The organism is Silvimonas amylolytica (assembly GCF_014645555.1).
Lineage (GTDB): Bacteria > Pseudomonadota > Gammaproteobacteria > Burkholderiales > Chitinibacteraceae > Silvimonas > Silvimonas amylolytica.
In genome coordinates this window covers 679,862-698,545 of record NZ_BMLY01000001.1, presented here as the reverse complement: position 1 = coordinate 698,545, position 18,684 = coordinate 679,862, and the positions used below count along the sequence as shown (strand labels likewise).

16 protein-coding genes are annotated in these 18,684 nt (G+C 57.9%); 5 read left to right on the top strand and 11 right to left on the bottom strand.

Features of this window, described 5'->3' with window-relative positions:
• Nucleotides 1-10: 10 nt before the first annotated feature.
• Together IEX44_RS03170 and IEX44_RS03165 are read left to right on the top strand one after the other, a co-directional pair.
• Nucleotides 11-595 (top strand): hypothetical protein, encoded by a 585-nt coding sequence (locus IEX44_RS03170; RefSeq protein WP_188688687.1) that lies wholly within the window; start codon nucleotides 11-13, stop codon nucleotides 593-595.
• Nucleotides 596-708: 113 nt separating this feature from the next.
• Nucleotides 709-1,821 carry a ribonucleotide-diphosphate reductase subunit beta gene (locus IEX44_RS03165; protein ID WP_188688684.1) on the top strand — a complete coding sequence of 371 codons (1,113 nt, stop codon included), beginning with the start codon at nucleotides 709-711 and terminating at the stop codon, nucleotides 1,819-1,821.
• A 194-nt stretch (nucleotides 1,822-2,015) separates the two neighbouring features.
• Here IEX44_RS03165 and IEX44_RS03160 read toward each other — a convergent pair whose 3' ends face one another.
• Nucleotides 2,016-2,645: a hypothetical protein gene (locus IEX44_RS03160; RefSeq protein ID WP_188688682.1), complete on the bottom strand. Its 630-nt coding sequence runs from the start codon at nucleotides 2,643-2,645 to the stop codon at nucleotides 2,016-2,018.
• Nucleotides 2,646-2,821: 176 nt separating this feature from the next.
• Here IEX44_RS03160 and IEX44_RS03155 point away from each other — a divergent pair, with 176 nt between their 5' ends.
• Nucleotides 2,822-3,187, top strand: a complete 366-nt coding sequence (locus tag IEX44_RS03155) for a hypothetical protein (RefSeq protein ID WP_188688679.1) — start codon at nucleotides 2,822-2,824, stop codon at nucleotides 3,185-3,187.
• Nucleotides 3,188-3,201: 14 nt separating this feature from the next.
• Here the strand turns inward: IEX44_RS03155 and IEX44_RS03150 are convergent, their stop codons facing one another.
• The 4 genes from IEX44_RS03150 to IEX44_RS03135 form a co-directional block, all read right to left on the bottom strand.
• Nucleotides 3,202-3,528, bottom strand: a complete 327-nt coding sequence (locus IEX44_RS03150) for a hypothetical protein (RefSeq protein WP_188688677.1) — start codon at nucleotides 3,526-3,528, stop codon at nucleotides 3,202-3,204.
• Between the two features lie 64 nt (nucleotides 3,529-3,592).
• A complete protein-coding gene (locus tag IEX44_RS03145; RefSeq protein ID WP_188688673.1) occupies nucleotides 3,593-7,021 on the bottom strand; it encodes an AAA family ATPase in 3,429 nt (1,142 codons plus the stop codon).
• Nucleotides 7,018-8,235: an exonuclease subunit SbcD gene (gene sbcD / locus IEX44_RS03140; RefSeq protein WP_188688671.1), complete on the bottom strand. Its 1,218-nt coding sequence runs from the start codon at nucleotides 8,233-8,235 to the stop codon at nucleotides 7,018-7,020. The genes IEX44_RS03145 and sbcD overlap by 4 nt, the downstream gene beginning before the upstream one ends.
• Nucleotides 8,236-8,356: 121 nt before the next feature.
• Nucleotides 8,357-8,788, bottom strand: coding sequence for a hypothetical protein (locus tag IEX44_RS03135; protein ID WP_229678713.1), 432 nt, complete (start codon nucleotides 8,786-8,788; stop codon nucleotides 8,357-8,359).
• Nucleotides 8,789-9,107: 319 nt separating this feature from the next.
• Between IEX44_RS03135 and pepF the strand changes: the two genes are divergently transcribed.
• Both pepF and IEX44_RS03125 read left to right on the top strand, forming a co-directional pair.
• Nucleotides 9,108-10,994 carry an oligoendopeptidase F gene (gene pepF, locus IEX44_RS03130; RefSeq protein ID WP_188688667.1) on the top strand — a complete coding sequence of 629 codons (1,887 nt, stop codon included), beginning with the start codon at nucleotides 9,108-9,110 and terminating at the stop codon, nucleotides 10,992-10,994.
• 239 nt (nucleotides 10,995-11,233) lie between these two features.
• The gene (locus IEX44_RS03125) at nucleotides 11,234-12,019 is read left to right on the top strand and encodes a hypothetical protein (protein WP_188688665.1); all 786 of its coding nucleotides are present in this window, start codon (nucleotides 11,234-11,236) and stop codon (nucleotides 12,017-12,019) included.
• A gap of 89 nt (nucleotides 12,020-12,108) precedes the next feature.
• On the opposite strand, the gene IEX44_RS03120 is transcribed toward IEX44_RS03125, so the two are convergent.
• The 6 genes from IEX44_RS03120 to IEX44_RS03095 all read right to left on the bottom strand — a co-directional run bounded on the left by IEX44_RS03120 (nucleotide 12,109) and on the right by IEX44_RS03095 (nucleotide 18,621).
• Nucleotides 12,109-13,101, bottom strand: coding sequence for an aldose epimerase family protein (locus IEX44_RS03120; RefSeq protein WP_188688662.1), 993 nt, complete (start codon nucleotides 13,099-13,101; stop codon nucleotides 12,109-12,111).
• Nucleotides 13,089-14,015 carry a hypothetical protein gene (locus IEX44_RS03115; RefSeq protein ID WP_188688659.1) on the bottom strand — a complete coding sequence of 309 codons (927 nt, stop codon included), beginning with the start codon at nucleotides 14,013-14,015 and terminating at the stop codon, nucleotides 13,089-13,091. The genes IEX44_RS03120 and IEX44_RS03115 overlap by 13 nt, the downstream gene beginning before the upstream one ends.
• Nucleotides 14,016-14,253: 238 nt before the next feature.
• Nucleotides 14,254-15,285: a hydroxyacid dehydrogenase gene (locus IEX44_RS03110; RefSeq protein WP_188688656.1), complete on the bottom strand. Its 1,032-nt coding sequence runs from the start codon at nucleotides 15,283-15,285 to the stop codon at nucleotides 14,254-14,256.
• A 54-nt stretch (nucleotides 15,286-15,339) separates the two neighbouring features.
• Nucleotides 15,340-15,963: an HAD family hydrolase gene (locus IEX44_RS03105; RefSeq protein ID WP_188688653.1), complete on the bottom strand. Its 624-nt coding sequence runs from the start codon at nucleotides 15,961-15,963 to the stop codon at nucleotides 15,340-15,342.
• Nucleotides 15,964-16,053: 90 nt separating this feature from the next.
• The gene (gene alsC / locus IEX44_RS03100) at nucleotides 16,054-17,049 is read right to left on the bottom strand and encodes a D-allose ABC transporter permease (protein WP_188688649.1); all 996 of its coding nucleotides are present in this window, start codon (nucleotides 17,047-17,049) and stop codon (nucleotides 16,054-16,056) included.
• 63 nt (nucleotides 17,050-17,112) lie between these two features.
• On the bottom strand, nucleotides 17,113-18,621 hold the full coding sequence (locus IEX44_RS03095; protein ID WP_188688646.1) for a sugar ABC transporter ATP-binding protein: 1,509 nt from the start codon (nucleotides 18,619-18,621) through the stop codon (nucleotides 17,113-17,115).
• Nucleotides 18,622-18,684: the final 63 nt, after the last annotated feature.

The window sequence follows — 18,684 nt, the reverse complement described above, 5'->3', positions numbered from 1 at the left end:
AGGCCATGCCATGCTCCAGCGCTTCATGTTGCTGTGTTGTATCGGGCTGTTGAGTGCTTGTGCGGCAAGGCCGCAACTGACCACCGCCGGGGCAATGATTCCGCCGCCAGGTCAGGCCTATGGCATCCTGGCCGTGACCTTCAACAGCCTGGATCACGACACCACGGTGACCAGCGTTGTGGTGGAAGGGCCGTGGGGCCGTAAAGAGTTTTTTGCCAGTACTAACAACTACATCCGTGATGCAGGCGACATGCCGGATACCACTGGCCAGCTACAACTGCTGACCCTGCCGCCGGGCCACTACACCATGACGGATACATGGACGCGCTGGGGCAACCCGGGCATGGACATGAGCCGCCGTATTGGCCGCCTGCCGCTGAACCAGGGTTTTGACGTGAAAGCCGGTGATGTGGTGTACCTCGGCGACGTACATGTTGAAGTGAACTTTCAACCGACCGCCACATTGAAAGACGCGCACCAGCGAGACTTCAACCACATCAAGGTGATGTGGGGTGTACCAGACACCAGCAATATCCAGATCCGTTTGCCGCAGCCGCTGGACGCTTCGGCATCTCAGGCCGTGCAGCCACAGTAACCCTGCACGATCTGGCATAAGCGCCTGACTTGTGTCAGGCCCCGAAGGCGCAACCGGCTTGCCGGCTGCAACAGAAACATTTTTGAAAATTTGTAAAAGAGGAAAGCAGACCCATGCTGAGTTTTGACGACGACATCATCACCCCCAAGCCCGCCCAATCGGCCGCTCCTGCAGCACAAGGCGCCGCTGCTCCGGCTGCTGCCACCAGCAACCGTGTTCGGGCTGCGGACAAGCGCGTGATCAACGGCACCACCGACGTCAACCAGCTGGTCCCGTTCAAGCACAAGTGGGCTTGGGAAAAGTATCTGGCCCAATGTGCCAACCACTGGATGCCGCAAGAAGTGAACATGCAGCGCGACATCGAACTGTGGAAGAGCCCCAACGGCCTGACCGAAGATGAGCGCCGCATCGTCAAGCGTAACCTCGGCTTCTTTGTGACCGCAGACTCGCTCGCGGCCAACAACATCGTACTGGGTACGTACCGTCAGATCACCAGCCCGGAATGCCGCCAGTTCTTGCTGCGCCAGGCCTTTGATGAAGCCATTCACACCCACGCCTACCAATACATCGTGGAAAGCCTGGGCCTGGAAGAAGGCGAAGTCTTCAACGCCTATCAGGAAATCAAATCCATCCGTGACAAGGATCAATTCCTGATCCCGTTCATTGATGTCCTGACTGACCCGGAATTCAAAACCGGCACCCAACTGACCGACCAGCAACTGCTGCGCTCCATCATCGTCTTTGCCTGCATCATGGAAGGCCTGTTCTTCTACGTTGGCTTTGTGCAAATTCTGGCGCTGGGCCGCCAGAACAAAATGACCGGTGCCGCAGAACAGTACCAGTACATCCTGCGTGACGAGTCCATGCACTGCAATTTCGGCATCGACCTGATCAACACCATCAAGCAAGAAAATCCGCAACTGTGGACTGAAGATTTCAAAAACGAAATCTATGACCTCTTCAAGCAAGCCGTTGAACTGGAATACGCCTACGCCGAAGACACCATGCCGCGCGGCGTGCTGGGCCTGAACGCATCGCAATTCAAGGAATACCTGCGCTTTATCGCCAACCGTCGTCTGCAACAGATTGGTCTGGAAGCCATGTTCCCGGGCGTGAACAACCCGTTCCCGTGGATGAGCGAGATGATCGACCTGAAGAAGGAAAAGAACTTCTTCGAAACCCGCGTGACGGAATATCAAACGGGTGGGGCGCTGAGCTGGGATTGATGATTTGCGTTTAAAAGAAAAAGCCGCTTTATGCGGCTTTTTCTTTTTCTCCTCATGTGCCGTGTCGTTTCAACCGAACCCGCCCATCCGGCATAAACCAGGTGCCAAATCGGACCAGTCCAGCTTGTTTGATCCACAACGAAAAAGCCGCCCAGCAAGGCGGCTTTTTTGTCGCAGATGCTGGCGTGGTCTGGTCACGGCGCCACTTTTAGCGACATCAACTCTTCAGTTACATGCGCCCGTTGCAAATCCTTGGCGTCATAGGTGGTTTCTTCCGCTTTTACCCAGCGTTTGGCATCTGGCGCGTACCAGAGCGTGCGGGTGCTGTGGCCTTGAATGTGGCCCGGCTCAATGGTCCATTGGGCTTGGGCTTCGACGCGGAATGTCTTGAAGCGGCCTGCGGGGACGTTGACCATTTCTACGCCATCCACGTTGTATTGTTCGTCCCGTACTTCTATGGCGGTGCCTTTATCTGAAACCGGGCCAGCGGAGTGCAGGTTCCAGCTTTGGCCGTGTTCAACCGGGAAGAACAGTGGGCGGTCTATTACGCGGTCCTGGCCGTTCACGGTTTGTATGCGTCCCCAGTCGGCTTGTGCGGTGCGAGTCTGGGTGGTGTTGTTCTGCTGCAGGGTGTATTCGATGTTGCCGGCTGCCACGCGGGTGACGGTGATCTGCTTGGTTGTCTGATTGCTGCCGCTGGCGGTTTCGGTGGTGTCCTGGTACTGCCAAGTGTCGCCAACCTGAATATTGGGTGCGTCATTGTCTGCGGCGTAGCACAGGGTACAGAACAACAACGCGGGCAGGATGGCAAAGGCAAACTTCATGGCGATCACTTTTGATGGCAAGGCTGTGAAAAGGTAACGGCCCGGTGGTGTGTAGCGTTGACCAGGAGTGGGCCGGTAGTTTTGCCGCCTGGCTTGCGCACGGTTGCGTTCGGGCGCGGCAGCAGGGGCAAGCGGCTATGTTGGATCAGTCTGGACCAATTTAAATGGAGATCAACATGGCAACATTCAATCTGCCGCTCAATTTGCCGTTTTCTGGCGCGGTGACGCAGGCAATCAACCCGTGGAATGCGTATTTGAAGGTCATGGGTGGTCAGTTTGGATTGGTGAATATCAACCTGGGTAATTCATCCAACCCGCAGGTAGAAGCTACGGTGCTGGAAGACGTGGCCAGTTATGGCAAGCAGCTTGGGCGCATGGGCGATGCGCTTGAAGTGCTGATCAAGCACCTTGAGCCGCAACTCAAGCTCAATGAGGACGAACAATTGGCTATGGATCAGTTGAAAGTCATGCTGGCCGAGATCAAACAAGTGAAGCGGCGAGTGGTTAACCAGCAGAGTACTTATCGGCTAATGGCCAACTAATCTGGCTCATGTGGTTAGATCAGTTCATAAGCAAAGAAGAGGGCGATCAGCGCCAGACCGATCAGGCCGGCCATAAAGCATTGATCTGCCCAGCGTTCGAGCCGTGCGCCCAGGCGGGAAGTGTCAGACCGGCGAATGGAACAATAAGACAGCATGGCGCTGGCCAGAAACAGCAGCATATCCAGCGAGGTGTATTCATCGACCTGGCTGGGCCCGATATGGCCTTCTGCCACTTTCACCAGACCAATCAGCGTCGTGCAAACGCCAATCATGGTGCACGCTGTCGGCAGAATATGCGGCGACAGCTGTTTTCTGGGGGCACCGGGGGTGTCGTGTGGCATGCCACGCCTCCTGGCGCAGAGCGGCGATATGACGATTATATATCCGCCCGCGGCCAGATCATGCCTAACGCCGATACAAGCCTGTCTCGATACCCGAATAGCCAAAGCCATGGCCTTTGCCAATACGGATCTGAACCGGAATACGCTCTTTAAGCGCTTCGACGTGGCTGATGACACCAATCATTTTGCCGGTGGCGTTCAGGCTGTCGAGGGCATCGAGTGCCATGTCCAGTGTTTCGCCATCCAGCGTGCCAAAGCCTTCATCCAGGAAGAGCGAGTCAATGGACGTCTTGTGGCTAACGAGGTCAGAGAGCGCGAGGGCTAGCGCCAGGCTAACGAGGAAACTTTCGCCACCCGAGAGCGTGCGGGTATCGCGTACGACATCGCCTTGCCAGCTATCGATGATGGCCATTTCCAGTTCGCCACCCGGTTTGCGCACCAGTTGATAACGCCCGTGCAATCGAGCCAGTTGGCGATTAGCCAGGTGGATCAGGTGATCTAGCGTCAGGCCTTGGGCAAAGCGGCGATACTTTGCGCCATCTGCAGAACCGATCAAACCATTGAGATGTTGCCAGACGTCATATTCAGTCTGTTGCGCGCTGATCTGTCCAAACAATGCCTGCTGATTCTGCCGTCGCTGGGCGTCACCCTGCAGTTGCGCGTGGATTTCGCCTTGTTGCTGCGCCAGCAGCTTGATTTGCGCCAGCACGTTTTGCCAATGGTTTTCCAGTTCAACGGCACTGAGCGTGGTTTGCGGCTGAGCGTTCAGTTGGGCCAACTGGCGGGCGGCGCTGGTATAGAGTGCGGCGGCTTCGGTGAGTGTTTTGTCCAGTTGTTGTTTCAGTGTTTGCAGCCGTTGGTGGGTGGCGTCATCCAGTACGGCAGCTTGCCAGGCGGCGTCATCGGTAAACGGGCTGGCCGCGAGCGCTTGCTGCCAGTCTGCCCTGGCTTGCGTCTGGGCTGACGTTTGCGCGTTTTGCTGGGCCGTCAGCGTCTCTATCTGGCCGGCCAGCGCGTTGGCACGCTGGCGGGATTGATCCAGTTGCTGTGCGGCGGCGGCCAGTTCAGCTTGCGGGTCTGGCGCATCGGGCAAGTCGGCTTGCGCGGGTTGCTGACTGTCGTCCCAACTTTGTTGCCATTGTGTGGCTTCGGCCAGTGCGTGCTGCAAGCGGCTGCGGGCAGCCAGTTGCTCCCGTTCCAGCGCTTGTAGCCGGGCGGCGGCGTTTTGCCACCGGGTTGATTCCTCTTCACGCGCGCTCAGCCAGTTTGCGGTGTCTTCAACGGCAGGTAAGTCATACCCCAGTGCGGACAGCTGTTGCTGGAATGTCGTTTCGGTTTCGCCCAGACGGAACAGCAGCGTTTCCAGGCCAGCCTGAGCCTCTTTGATCTGGGCCTGACCGTTTTGTACGCGCTGCTGCAAAACAGCGATGTGCTGCGCTAGTGCCTGTGCTGACTGATCATGCCGGGCGAGTGCATCTCGTTGCGCACCCAGTTGCGTATTCAATTGGTCAAACTGGGCCAGACGCTGGCTGATCTGTGCCAGTTGCTGGGTCAAGTCCGCCTTCAGTACGGGCAGAGCGCTGCTATCTGCAGGCAGTGGGACAAACCGGCTGGCACTGCGTTGCCATTCTGCATCCAGCTGTGCGGTTTCCTGTGCGATGGCTTCCCGGCGCGCGCTGGCCTGAGTGCTGCGTTCGGCCAGCGTGGCAAGGTCAGTAGAGAGCCTGCGGCCTTGTTCTTCAATCTGTTCCTGTTCGGCCTGCTTGTCGCTCAGTGCCTGGCGTGTGGCAGAGACATCCAGTGCGGCGTAGTGCGCCACCGCGGGGTGCTCCGTGGCACCACACAAGGGGCAGGCTTCGCCCGGTTGCAATTGCGCGCGCAGGGCGGTCAGGTCTTGAATCCGCTGTTCTTGTTCCAGCAGTTTTTGTTTGTCGCCAACTTGCTGTTTGATGTCCAGAAAGCGGGTGCGCAGCCCATCACGTTGCTGGGTCAGTGTTTGGGTTTGTTCGGTCAGCCGGACTTGTGTTTCATCGATGCGGGCTGTCTCACCCTGCAATCTGGCGCGATTGGCGGCCAGTTGCTCCAGCCGCTCTGCGTGCGCGCGCAGGTTTTCCAGTTGCTGCCACTGCTGGCGCAACGCGGGCTCTGTCTGGCCCGCAAGGCATGTCGCCAGCGCATCCTGGGTTTGCTGCAGCCCGTCGGCCAGTTGTGTGTGTTCTACCTGGGCGGCTGCAGATGCCTGGCTGCGCTGTTGCAGTTCTTGTTCCAGCCCCTGCAAAGTGGTGACAAATCTTTGCAGCCGCGTTTCCTGTTCTGTGATCTCTGTGCGCAATTGCTGGCGATGGGCCAGTTGTGCGTGCCAACCCGTCAGGTGTGCAACCAGTTGCACGTGCTGCGGATGCTGCGCCTGGTCTGCTGCCAGCGCAGCGTGTTGTTGCTCGATGCTGGTGAGTGCCGCCTGACTGGCACGTGCCAGCTGCGCTGCACGTTGCGTCGCGTGCCAGCGCCAAGTGTGTTGCTCGATCACCGTATCGGCATGCGCCAGGGTGGTGGTCTGCAAGGTTTGCGTAGTCTGGGCCAGGGTCTGCGTGGCACCGGTCAACGCCATATGCATCGGGCGCAGGTTGAATGCAGGTGCTGCGGCGGCAAGGCGAGCCAGGTCTTCACGCGCGTCATATAACGCGGTTTCCGCATCTTGCTGAGCCTGATGCGCACTGGCTTGTTGCTGAGTGGCTTGCTGGACCTGATCCAGCCATTGGCGCTGGAGATGAATCTGATCGCGCTGCTGGTTGAAGGTGTGTTCTTGCGCAGCCAGTTCTGCAGCGCGGGCGGCCAGTTGCTCCCGATCGGCATCGCTCAGCAGTTCCACGCCTTCGGCCCGGGCTTTGAGTTGTTCCAGCGCCACGCGTGCATCTCGCGTGTGTTCAAACACGCGTTGCGAGATCAAGCCATAGACTTCTGTGCCGGTGAGTTGCTCTAGCAGGGCGGCCCGTTCATTGGCGTCGGCTTGCAAAAACGCGGCAAAACCACCCTGGGCCAGCAACATGGATTTGGTAAAGCGGCCAAAATCCAGGCCGGTGATGCTCTCGGTCAGTTTCAGTTTGTCGTTGATCCGCGTGGCCAGGATGTTGCCGTCTGCATCGGCCAGCTCTACCACCGGCGCCTGGAGTGCACCGTCAGGTTTATCGCGGGAGCGGCGCTGGCTCCAGAACGCGCGGTAACGTTTGCCTTTGACTTCAAACTCCACCTCGGCCAGGCAATCGGCGGTGTGGCGAGTCATGACCTCGTTGGTCTTGGCAGAGATGACATCCATGCGTGGTGTCTGGTGGTACAACGCCAGACACAACGCATCAAGGAGTGTGGTTTTACCCGCGCCGGTGGGGCCGGTAATGGCAAATAGTCCGTTGTGGCGGAACGGTTCATCGGTGAAGTCGATCTTGAATTCGCCCTTGAGCGAGTTCAGGTTTTTCAGCCGCAGCGTGAGGATTTTCATGCGTCAGGCCCCGTCAATTCGGCCAGCACTTGCTGGTAACGGGTTCTCAATTGCTGCTGCAGCGGTTCTTCCAGGGTTTCCGTTGAAATACGCTGGGAAAACACGTCATCCGGGCTGAGTTCATCCAGCGTTTCTTTCGCGCTGGTTTGCAAACTGGCCGCGTTCTGGCTACGTTCCCGCCGTAATCGCAAGACTTCTACCGGCAAACCGGCGCAGATTTCTTCTACGCGGGCCTGCAGGTCGCTCAGGTAGTCGTCTGCGGTGATCACGACTTCAAGCCAGACCGGGGTTTCGGTGCTGCCTGCCACAGCCGCTTTGGCAATCACACCGGGCAGGTCCGCCAGGTTGCCGCGTACGCTGGCCAGCGGCTGGAAACAGGGAATGGCCAGCGGCGTAATCTGGCGCAGACCGGTTTCATCCAGATCAACCAGTAGCATCTGTTTAGCCTGGCCGGCTTCGTCAAAACTCAGCGGGATGGGCGATCCGCAATAACGAATATGTGGCTGGCCACAATCTTGCGGGCGGTGGATATGGCCCAGGGCAATGTAGTCGGCAGGCGGGAACGCATCAGCCGGGTAAGCCTTCAGGCTGCCCACATAGATTTCCCGTACAGATTCAGAGGCACTGGCACCAATGACGGCCAGGTGACCGGTAGCCACAATGGGCAACGCCTTGCCCAGCGCTGCGCGCGTTTGCACGGCTTGATCGTATGTTTGCCGATACAACTGGTGGATGGCGTCCTGCAGGTTTTGTTGCTTTTCATCGGCACTCTGGCCAGCCTGGCTTTGCAGTACCTCACGCGGGCGGATGTACGGGATGGCGCAGACGAGCGCGCCCGGTGTGCCATCACGCTGGCGCAGCACCAGCACCTGATCATCCAGATGGTCTGCCACACCCGGCACCACACTTGTACCCAGTCGCGCCAGCAGGGTTTTGCTTTCTGCCAGGGTGGCGACGGAGTCATGGTTGCCCGCCAGGATCACCAGATGTGCGTCCAGATCATGAAGGCGCACGATCAGACTGCTATACAACTCACGCGCGTAACTGGGCGGTGCGCCGGTATCAAATATGTCGCCAGCAATCAGGACGGCGTCGATCTGGTGTTCGGTCACCTGCGCCAGTAACCAGTCGATCAATGCCTGGTGTTCTGTCTGGCGGGTCTTGCCCATGAAGTGCTGGCCAAGATGCCAGTCTGAGGTGTGCAGTATCCGCATGCGCGGTGAGTGCCTTATCCGGGAAAAGGGCGGGGTATGAAGGTGATTTTACGTGGGTTAGCGTGGGATGGGGAGGGCGTTGGTAGCGGGTGGATGCTTGCATGCATCCACCCGTGGGTTTTCATTGGTATTTGATGGCCACACCAATCAATTTGCGACCGGTAATGGTGTCGATGCTGCGCCCCCACCACGGGCCGGACACCCACACGCCGGTGGGTTCAATGCGATCCAGGACGACCACCACGGCGTCAGCACCCAGCCGGGCACCTTCCGTGCGTACCCTGGCTTCAATGTCCTGTACGGGTGGAGCAGGATCGGTCGAAGCTTCGATATTGATTTCACCGAGACGATCAAAGGAGCGCGTGGGTTCGGCGCGCAGAATCTGCACATTGGCCGGGTCTGTTGCAGGGGGCCGTGGGGCGCCGACGTACTGGGTGCTGTTGGCGGTGACGGAGGCGCAGCCCGCAACAAGGGCAAGGAGCGTTACGCCAGTCAGCAGGCGAAGCAGGGGTTGCGTGGAAAATTGGCTTAAGCGACGAGCATTCGGGATCATGGCCCGTGTCCTCTTGTGTATGTGGCAAGACTGGTCAGCCGGGTAGGCGGGCCGGCAGATTTGCGCAGCGGACGATTGTATTTTTGACGGCCTCTCAAGCCTGGCAGACGAGACCAGGCTTTACCAGACGGTGACTGTGCAACGTCCGGCGCGGATGTTTTATTCCACCGGCAATCGCCGTATGACGAATATGACACGCTCATGACCGGCAAGTGAGTGCATTGCAGCAGGCTCAGGCAAAATCGACCGGCTTTTTGCCGCACGGCACCGCACCCGGTGTTGCTGCAAGTTCCGACCCTTATCCAGAGTCCGTCCACTTATGAAGATGACCGTTCTTGCCGCCACGCTGGCTGTGGCGTTGCTTTCCACCGCTTTTGCCTCAGCTGCTGCAACTTCCAGCACGCAAACCGCAGCAGCCGCCGCCCCGACCAACCCGCCCGCTGTGTGGGATCTGACCCCGCTGTACCCGACCACTGCCGCGTGGGACGCCGAACGCCTGGCCATTGTGGCCGAATTCCCAAAGCTCAAAGCCCGTCAGGGCACGCTGGGTAAAGACCCGCAAAGCCTTGCTGCCGCACTGCAAGAGATGTTCGACCTGCGTCGTCGTTTGTGGCGCATGGAGATCTACGCCAGCCTGCAAGCCGATGCCAATACCCTGGATGACGTCGCCCAGTCGCACGCACAACAGGCGTTTTCGGTGGATGCGCAGATGGATGAGACCACTTCGTTTATCAATCCGGAAATCTCTGCCATTGGCGCAGAGAAGATCAACGCATGGCTCACGCAAGAGCCTGCTTTGGGCCAGTTTTCGTACTTCATCCGCAATGTATTGCGCCTGACATCGCATACGCTGGATGCCAGCTCAGAAGCCTTGCTGGCCGCTGCCCAACGCCCGCTGGAAGGCCCGCACGATGTGTTCAACCTGCTGACCAACGCAGACATGCCATTCCCGAAGATCACCGTGCGTGGCAAGACCTGGACGCTGGATCAGGAAACCTACACCCTGCTGCGCACTGATAAGGATCCCAAGGTTCGCCAGCAAGTTTTCAAAGTGTTCTGGACCTTGTTCAAGGCGTACGAGCGCACGCTCGGCGCCAGCTACGCTGCGCATATCCGCGGTGAAATCTTCAAGGCCAACGCCCGTCATTACTCCAGCGTGCTGGACATGAAGCTGGCCAGCGAAAACACGCCGGATGCCGTCTACAAAACGCTGATTGCTGAAACCAATGCTGGCCTGCCGACGCTGCATCGTTACTTTAAACTGCGCACGCGTTTGCTGGGACTAAAGCAAGCCGGGTACCCGGATGTGTATGTGCCGCTGACCAGCAAGTCACCGAGCTACACGCTGGCCCAGGCCGAAGCCACGACGCTCAAGGCTGTGGCCCCGCTGGGGCAGGACTACGTGAATACGCTGGCGACCTCATTTGGCAAAAGCTGGATGCACGCCCAGCCGCAACGTGGCAAGCGCTCTGGCGCATATATGAATGGCGCTGCGTATGACGTACATCCGTTTGTGCTGATGACTTTCAATGGCGACTACGAAAGCATGTCGACCGTTGCGCATGAATGGGGGCACGCCATGCACTCGGTGCTGGCCAATGCCGCGCAGCCGTTCCCGACGGCGGATTATTCGCTTTTTGTCGCGGAAATTCCGTCGACCACCAACGAAATGCTGCTGGCCGATTACGTTGCCGCCAATGCCAAAACCAGGGCAGAGAAGGTGTTTGCGCTGAACCAGGAACTGGAGTTGCTGCGTGCAACGTTCTTCCGCCAGGCCATGTTTGCCGAGTTCGAATACAAAGCACACGAGGCACTGGAACAAGACAAGGCACTGTCTGGCTCTGATTTCAGCAAGATCTACCTGGACCTTTTGAAACGTTACCAGGGCGATGCGCAAGGCGCGATGCACATTGATGATCTGTATGGCTCGGAGTGGGAGTTTGTCCCGCACTTCTATAACGACTTCTATGTGTACCAGTACGCGACGTCCATCAGCGCAGCGGCGTACTTTGCTGAAGGAATCGAGAAGGGTGATCTGGCGCTTCGCGATCGTTACTTCACCATGCTCAAGTCTGGCGGATCGGCCGATCCGTACGAGATCGTCAAGCGCGCTGGCGTGGATCTGGCTTCACCGGAGCCCTATCGCGCGGTGATTCGCCGCATGAACCACGCGATGGACGAGATTGAGGCGCTGACTGCGCAGTAAATCAGGGCTGGGGGCATCCGCTCGTCTGGGTGTCCCCTCGCCGGGACTATTTGTTCTTGGCAATCATTTTTCAGTCGGCTATCACCCAAGCACCAACAAGAAAAAGAACCGGACCCAAGCCGGTTCCTTTTTGATCTCCCGCGCTGGTTTGCTGTTTTAACGCGACACCGTGCCTCAAGACGGATGTCGCGATGACTGCAAACGCTTTGATTCAATGTCAAAACTGCAGGAGATCTCCCATGAGCACTTCACATTTTGCGCGACTGGCTAACGCTTTGGCGATTACCTTTGCCAAACCCGAACCGTTTTCTGAAGATAAAGAAAAAAGTTTTATGGCGGAGTACGCGGCCACTCATTTATGGGGTCGTAGAGCGGGTCTGCTGATTGCACTTGCAACCTGGACAGCATTTGCATATTGGGACTTTTATGTAAGAAAGCATTACCCGACTGTATTTACTGAAAATATATTTCAGTCCGTATTGCTGATTCGTTTTCTGGCCGTACCTGTTTTACTTGCCGCGCTTGTCTTTTCCTGGACCAGTCATTTTCGTCATGAAAAAACAGCAAGCCTAATCTTGCTGACTATCAGCATCCTGAGTGGCTTTGGCATTATGGCCATGATGGTAATAACGCCTGCGCCGCTTAACTATGAATATTATTTCGTAGGAGTGATGCTGGTTATCTCTTTTGTATTCGGTATTGCCAATTTACAAACGGGGCCACTGCGGGTTTTTATATCCGCGCTGTTTGCAGCCTTGATTGTTCAGGAAGCTGCGTTCAATACACTGGGTGTTTATTTTTTTCCGGCAATTTTCTATTTTGTTTTCTTTTGCCTGACTGGCTGGGTGGTGGGCGTGAAAATGGAGAGAAATGCCAGAGATCATTTCGAAGCTTTCTTCTCGCTCCAGCAAAAGCACCGGCATCTAGAACAACACGTTGCTGAACAAAATGCTGCCCTAGCAAAAAACATCATCGGCGATGCCTCGGGATTTCTCAACAACCCGTCAGGTGGGGTCCCAGGCTGAGGGGGTATGCATTGCAAGGAGTGAAGGGAGGGTGCCTGATTCAGGCACTCCCTCAAATTTGGCGAACAGGTTGCACCTGCTTTCAGGTTTTACAGGTTTGATGCCTTCAACGTATACCGAATCATTGCCGGTTGCCCTGGATGAATCAGCAATCCTGCCCGATCTGCCAGCGGGTGGCTGGCCGGCGGTGTGAGTACGCGGGCAAGGTCAAAAAAGCTATTGAGCGGTTCTACGCCCAGCGCGTAATGACGACCGGACCATGGTGCAAAGGCGCGACCACCGTTGCTGACCCAGATCAGCGCGTCGGGCAACTGGCTTGTGTCCCAGTCCAGTTCCACTTGCGCTTTCCAGCCGGGGTAACGCAATACAAATGGTGGTTTGCAGCCCCGCAGTTGCAACAGTTCTTCAGTGGCAAAGGGTAGCGGTAGCCGGGTGACGTCCAGCGTACCGGTGGTGGCGGGCAGGGCCTTGAGGCTGCTGGCGCTGCGATCCGGTAACAGTCGGGATACCCCGGCCTCGGTCGGTTCCGGGTAGGTGTGGATGCTTTCAACCGGGCAGGCGATCACCTCCAGGCCGCTTTGCGGGACGGCAAACGTAGGGTGTAGCGCGACCGGCAAGCGGATGGGCTGGCGCACATGGATGGTCAACGTCACCGTCAGTGCAGGGCTATCCGGGTCGGGGCGGATTTCGCGCTCTAGCCGGGCGACCGGATCACCGGCCGGATAGTTAATGGCCACCAGTAAGGCATCGCTGGTTTGATGCACCAGTTGCCATTCATGATTCGCGCCGTAGCCGTGATCGTGCGGGTTGGCGTCGTTGGCTTTGGGCCAGGCCGGATCGGTGTTTTTGGGCGCGTTTGCCATGCCAAACGGTACACAGGGCCATTCGCCTCGCAACTGACGCAATACGCCGGGCCATTGCGGGTCTGGTGGATCGCCCCATGGTGCGATCTGCATGGGCTGAATGCGCTGACCGTTGGCCAGCTCAAAGGTGACCGGGGCCAGCATGCCGCCCAGCGCCTGGACAGTGGCTTCACCCCACGCCCAGTCAATGGTCCAGCCGGGGTTGTTCAGATTGCCCATGCGGCTTCCTCAATCGTGTAATCCGCGCGCTCACCCGGGTTCAGATGGGCCAGCGGGGCGTGCGTTTCAATTTCCAGATACGGCGCATGCTGCGCGTTGAAGACTTCCAGCGGGTGGCCGTGAGCCCAACTGGCATGCGCGGGAATGACTGAATTGCGTTGATAGCAGAACTGCCCTTGGGGCAAGCTGATGTCTGCCCACATTTCGCCGTTGTCGCTGTCAAAGCCGACCTTGAACTGCAGTGCTTCGTCGCAGATGATTTCCGTACGCCGATCCGCTGGCAACAAGACACCGTGCGACCAGAGATCGGCCACCGGGCCTTTATCCGGCATCAGGTGCACGCCATCACGCTCGTGACGGCTAGAGGCCGGACGCGGCACCGAGACAGTAGCCGGGCGCAGCAGCATCAGCACATCCCACAACCCGCAGTGCAAAGTGTGTTCACCCATATTGACCATGGCGTGATCGATCTGCCATGTACTGCCGCCAGCCGGCAGGGTGATGCGGCGGGTCAACTGCAAACCGCTGGCCTGATCCACCGGGCTTTGCATTTCGATGCCCATGCTGGTGTCATCGAGCCAGGTGTGCGTCACCACCCAGTTGCCGCTATCCAGATCGCGGTGGGGTTTACCTTGCGGCCAGCGTGTTTCCGGCGCGATCCAGGTCTTGCCACCACCCCAAAGCGGGAAATCCCAATCCACGCACAATGCCGCCCAGCGCTGCGGCGTGAAATCCGGCACTTTGCCGGCCAGTGCAGGGTTGATGTAGGCCAGTTGCACGTCGTTGACGCTGATACCCATCAGTCGCCCCCCCACTTGCGGCACGACGTGCAGCTTGAGCGGTCCTTGTTCCAGCAGCCAGGCAGACCAGCCTTCAAACTCGGTCTGGATCAGTTGTCGGTGGCCTTTAATCACAGTTGGTGTCCTGTTTGGGCGAGGGGTTGTGTTAGCGCTTTGGGCGCGAGTGTGTCAGAAGTCGAGGGTTGCCCGACGGCAATTTGGCGACCCACATGACAGTACCGTGCTCCAGGCTCCCCCGGTATCAAATCACAGCGACGGAGGCGCTAACAGCACTTCAGGTTTTCGCAACCTTGCGCGCATTGCCGCTGGATTCCGGTCCCGCTGGATTAACGAAGGTGCCACGCTGTCGCTATCAGCTCTTGCTCACCGGCTTGCTGCGGAACATGGCCACCGTCTCTGGCTGCGCCACTTTGCACATGATCGGTGGCAACCCGCGTGCAATCAACTCGGCATCTGCCACGGTACGCTTGCCGATCTGCCGCAATGCTTCATCCATCGCCCCGGCTTGATGGGGTGACAACAGCACGTTGTCGCCGTGGCGGGCGCGGTGATTGGTAGGAACAGGTTCTTCCGGGAATACATCTGTCGCCACGCGGATATGGCCGCTTTCTGCGGCCTCCAGCATCGCATCAAAGTCCACTACGCCAGCTCGGCTCACCAGAATCAGTGATGCGCCTTTGGGCATACTGGCAAACGCATCGGCACCCAGGAAACCCTGGTTTTGCGATGTCACGCCGGCGACCACAAAGGTGATTTGCGAGGTCTGCAGGACTTCATCCAGCGTTGCTGCCTGGCAGCCGAAACTGGCAATGTAATCGGCGGGCAGCCATGGGTCGAAGGCACGGATGGTCGGGTTGAACGGGGCCAGCAACGGCACGATGGCACGGCCAAGATCACCAAACCCGACAAAGCCGATGTTCTGGCGATGCAGCGAATACGCATCGCGATTGGCATCCAGACCGTATTTTTCGGTGTTGTTACGGAAATAGCGGTCAGACCGGCTGATGCCTCGAGCCAGATCGATGGCCATGCCCAACGCCGCTTCAGCCACGGGTTCGGCAAATACCGGGCTGACGTTCAGTACGCGAATGCCACGGCTCATGGCGTAGTCGTAGTCGATATTGGGCAGGAAATTGCCTTCCACATTGACCACGGCGCGCAATTGCGGGGTGCTTTCCAGCCGTTCTTTGGGCAGGTTGATCTGGCCGATGATGATCTCGATATTCGGTGCCAGGTCGGCAAAACGGGCATCGGTCAGTTCGGCCGGATCATTAAAGATGACCAGTTCGCCTAACGCTTTCAGGCGGGCCAGATCGTCTGCATCAAAAATGTCAGCCACCTTGCGGGGCGAGGGGACGAGCAGGATGGTTTTCTGGTTAGACATATCGAACTCCTCGGCACGATGGCCGTGATGTTGGTGTTGTATGCGGGCAGCTCATCACACAGGCAGACCCAGCTCACGCAACTGGCGAGCGGTCTCTGTGGCGGCAATGTGGTGAATGCCGTGCCAGCCAAAAGTGCGGGCGGCTTCGGCGTTGATCTGTGTGTCGTCAATGAATGCGATTTCTGCCGGTGAAATGTCTGGCAGATCCATCCCGATGCGCTCATGGGTCAGGTGATAAAGCGGCAACTGCGGCTTGACCATGCCCTCCAGACCAGACACGACAATGCGCCTGAAACCTTGCAAAAACGGGTAATGGCTGAGCGTGTAGGGCCAGGTGTCTGCGGCCCAGTTGGTCAGGGCATAAACAGGGATATCGGCATGGCGTAGCGCGTCGAAAATCGCCATGCCTTCGGGCAGTGTGCCACGCAGCATTTCTGGCCAGCGGCGGTAAAAGAGGCGGATCAGCATTTCGTGCTGCGGGTGAGCTGCGGCCAGTTCATCGGTACCGGCTTGCAGGCTCTGGCCAGCGTCTTGTTTCAGGCGCCAGGCGCCATTGCAGATGTGGCCCAGAAAGTGTTTGCGCGCAACTTCGTCCGGGATCAGTTCACGGTAGACGTAATCGGCATCCCAATCGAACAGCACACCACCCAGATCGAACACAACGGCTTTGATGGCCATGTTGTTTTCCAGCGGAATAAAAAAAAGGACTGGCAGTGAGGGACTGCCAGTCCGGCAGAATCAGGCACAGCATGAGCCTGAGGAGGAAACTTACTTCTTGCGCCCGAACAGCTTGTCAGCCGTCACCGCGCCAATGATCAGGGCGCCCATGACAATCTGCTGGTAATAGGACTGCACATTCATGATGTTCAGGATGTTGTTGATCACGCCAATGATCAGGCCGCCGACGACCACACCTGTCACCGCACCACGGCCACCAAAGAAACTGGTGCCGCCGATAATGGCAGAGGCAATGGCGAAGGTCTCAAAACCGGTGCCGGCGTTCGGTTCTGCCGCGCCAGTACGCGCCACGGTGACCACGCCTGCCACGCCGGCACAGACGCCAGAGATGATGAACACCATCAGCGTGTGCAGCTTGATATTGATGCCAGAGAACCATGCCGCTTGTGCGTTGCCGCCCAAGGCGTAGATATTGCGGCCCAGCTTGGTGAAACGTGCCAGGAAATACAGGAAGCCCGAGACGACCACCGCAATCAGCACCGGTACCGGAATACCCAGAATGTGGCCAGCGACGATGTCAGAGAAGCGCGGATCAAAACCGAACACCGAACGCGCATCAGAGATGATCAACGTCAGGCCACGGTAAATGGCCATGGTGCCCAGGGTGATGATGAAAGGGTGCAGTTGTGTGACATTGACCAGGACGCCGTTGATCGCGCCCAGCATGGCACCCAGCAGCACGCCACCCAGCAAGATAGCCAGCCAGAACGGCATGCCGGCGACCGTCAACTGGGCCGAGACCATGCCGGTCAACGCCAGCATGGAACCGACGGAGAGGTCGATCCCGGCGATCAGGATGGTGAAAAACACACCACAAGCCAGCAAGATCATTACCGAGCTTTGCAGCAATACCTGCACCAGGTTGTCACGCGTCAGAAAGAACTGGGGCGAGAGTGCGCTGGAGATCACCACCAGCAGAATCAAAATGCCCAGCGTGCCGTATTTTTGCCAGATGGAACCCAGGCCCAGCTTCGCCTTTTGCTCCGTGCCCGCGCTCAGTGTGGCGGCATTGGCTTGCGTCGTCATATCGTCTTTCTCCATATTCATACTGCCCCTGTGGATGGGCTTGCTGCCAGATATCGTGTTGGGTCAAGCCGTCGCGATATGCATGATGTTTTCTTCCGTCGCCTCGCTATTGGGCAAGACGGCGGCAATGCTGCCTTCCTTGTAGACGGCAATGCGGTCGCACACGGACAAGAGTTCCGGCAGCTCGGAGGACACCATCAAGATGCCCTTACCGGCGTCGGCCAGTTGCCGCATGATCTGGTAAATCTCGGTCTTGGCGCCGATATCGATCCCGCGGGTGGGTTCGTCAAAAATGAACAGGTCGCTCTCGGCCGCCAGCCATTTGGCGATGATGGCCTTTTGCTGATTGCCGCCAGAGAGTTCCGTGATGTTTTGCTGCGGCGAAGCACAACGAATGCGCAGCTTGTCTTTGTATTGCGTACCGAAGGCTTTTTCCTCGGCAAAATCCAGCCGTTCCAGCGACACCTGGTGGCGCGTGTTTTTTACAAACGGCAGGATGGAAATGTTCTCGGCAATCGAGAAATTATGGAAAAACCCGGTGTTGCGGCGGTCTTCCGTGACAAACGCCAGCCCCGCTTTCACCGCGTGATAGGGCGAGGGGATGGACACCACTTTGCCGTTGAGTTCGATCTGGCCTTCTGAACGCGCCCGCGCACCAAAGATGACTTCCATCAACTCGCTGCGGCCAGAACCAATCAGCCCGGCAAAGCCCAGAATCTCGCCTTTGTGCAACTCAAAGCTCACGTCTTTGACGCGGCCATCACGGGAGGAGAGGTGCTCTACCGCAAACACCACTTTGTCTTGATCCACGCGGGCGCCATCCGGGCGAGCGTGTTCGATCTCGCGGCCCACCATCGAGGCCACCAGCTTTTGCGGCGGCGTGGTTTTGGCATCAAACGTGCCGACGTAACGACCGTCTTTGAGGACCGATACGCGATCCGCAATGATGGGAATCTCTTTGAGCTTGTGCGAGATATACACAATGCCAATACCCTGACCCTTGAGTTCGCGGATCACGGTAAAGAGGTGGTGGACTTCTTCATCCGTCAGCGACGAGGTCGGTTCATCCATGATGATGATGCGCGCGTCGCTGGCCAGCGCTTTGGCAATTTCCACCTGCTGTTTTTCAGAGATCGACAAGTCGCTGACCAGCGTAGCCGGATGGCGTTTGAGGCCCACGCGCGCCAGCACTGAGAGCGCGGTCTGGCGGATGCGGGCGCTATCCACGACCGGCACACCAAACTTGCGAATGGTCGGCAGGCTGCCGACAAACAGGTTTTCCTCAATGCTCAGGTGATCAATCACGGAGAGTTCCTGATAGATCAACCTGATGCCAAAGGCCTTGGAAATCGACGGAGTCAGCCGCTCATAGCTGGCATCGGCCAGTTCGATCGTGCCGGAAGTGGGTTCGTAAATCCCGCTGAGGATTTTCATCAGCGTGGATTTTCCCGCGCCGTTTTCCCCCAACAGGGCATGCACTTCGCCCGCGTTGATATCAAAGCTGACGTCTTGCAGGGCCACGGTGCCGGGAAAGCGTTTGACCACGTTACGTACTGCGACAAGCGTACTCATTGGTGTATCCATGTGATGGGTGAAACCGGAGAAAAGGCGCGGTTGCAGCCGGCCTTTTCTCGT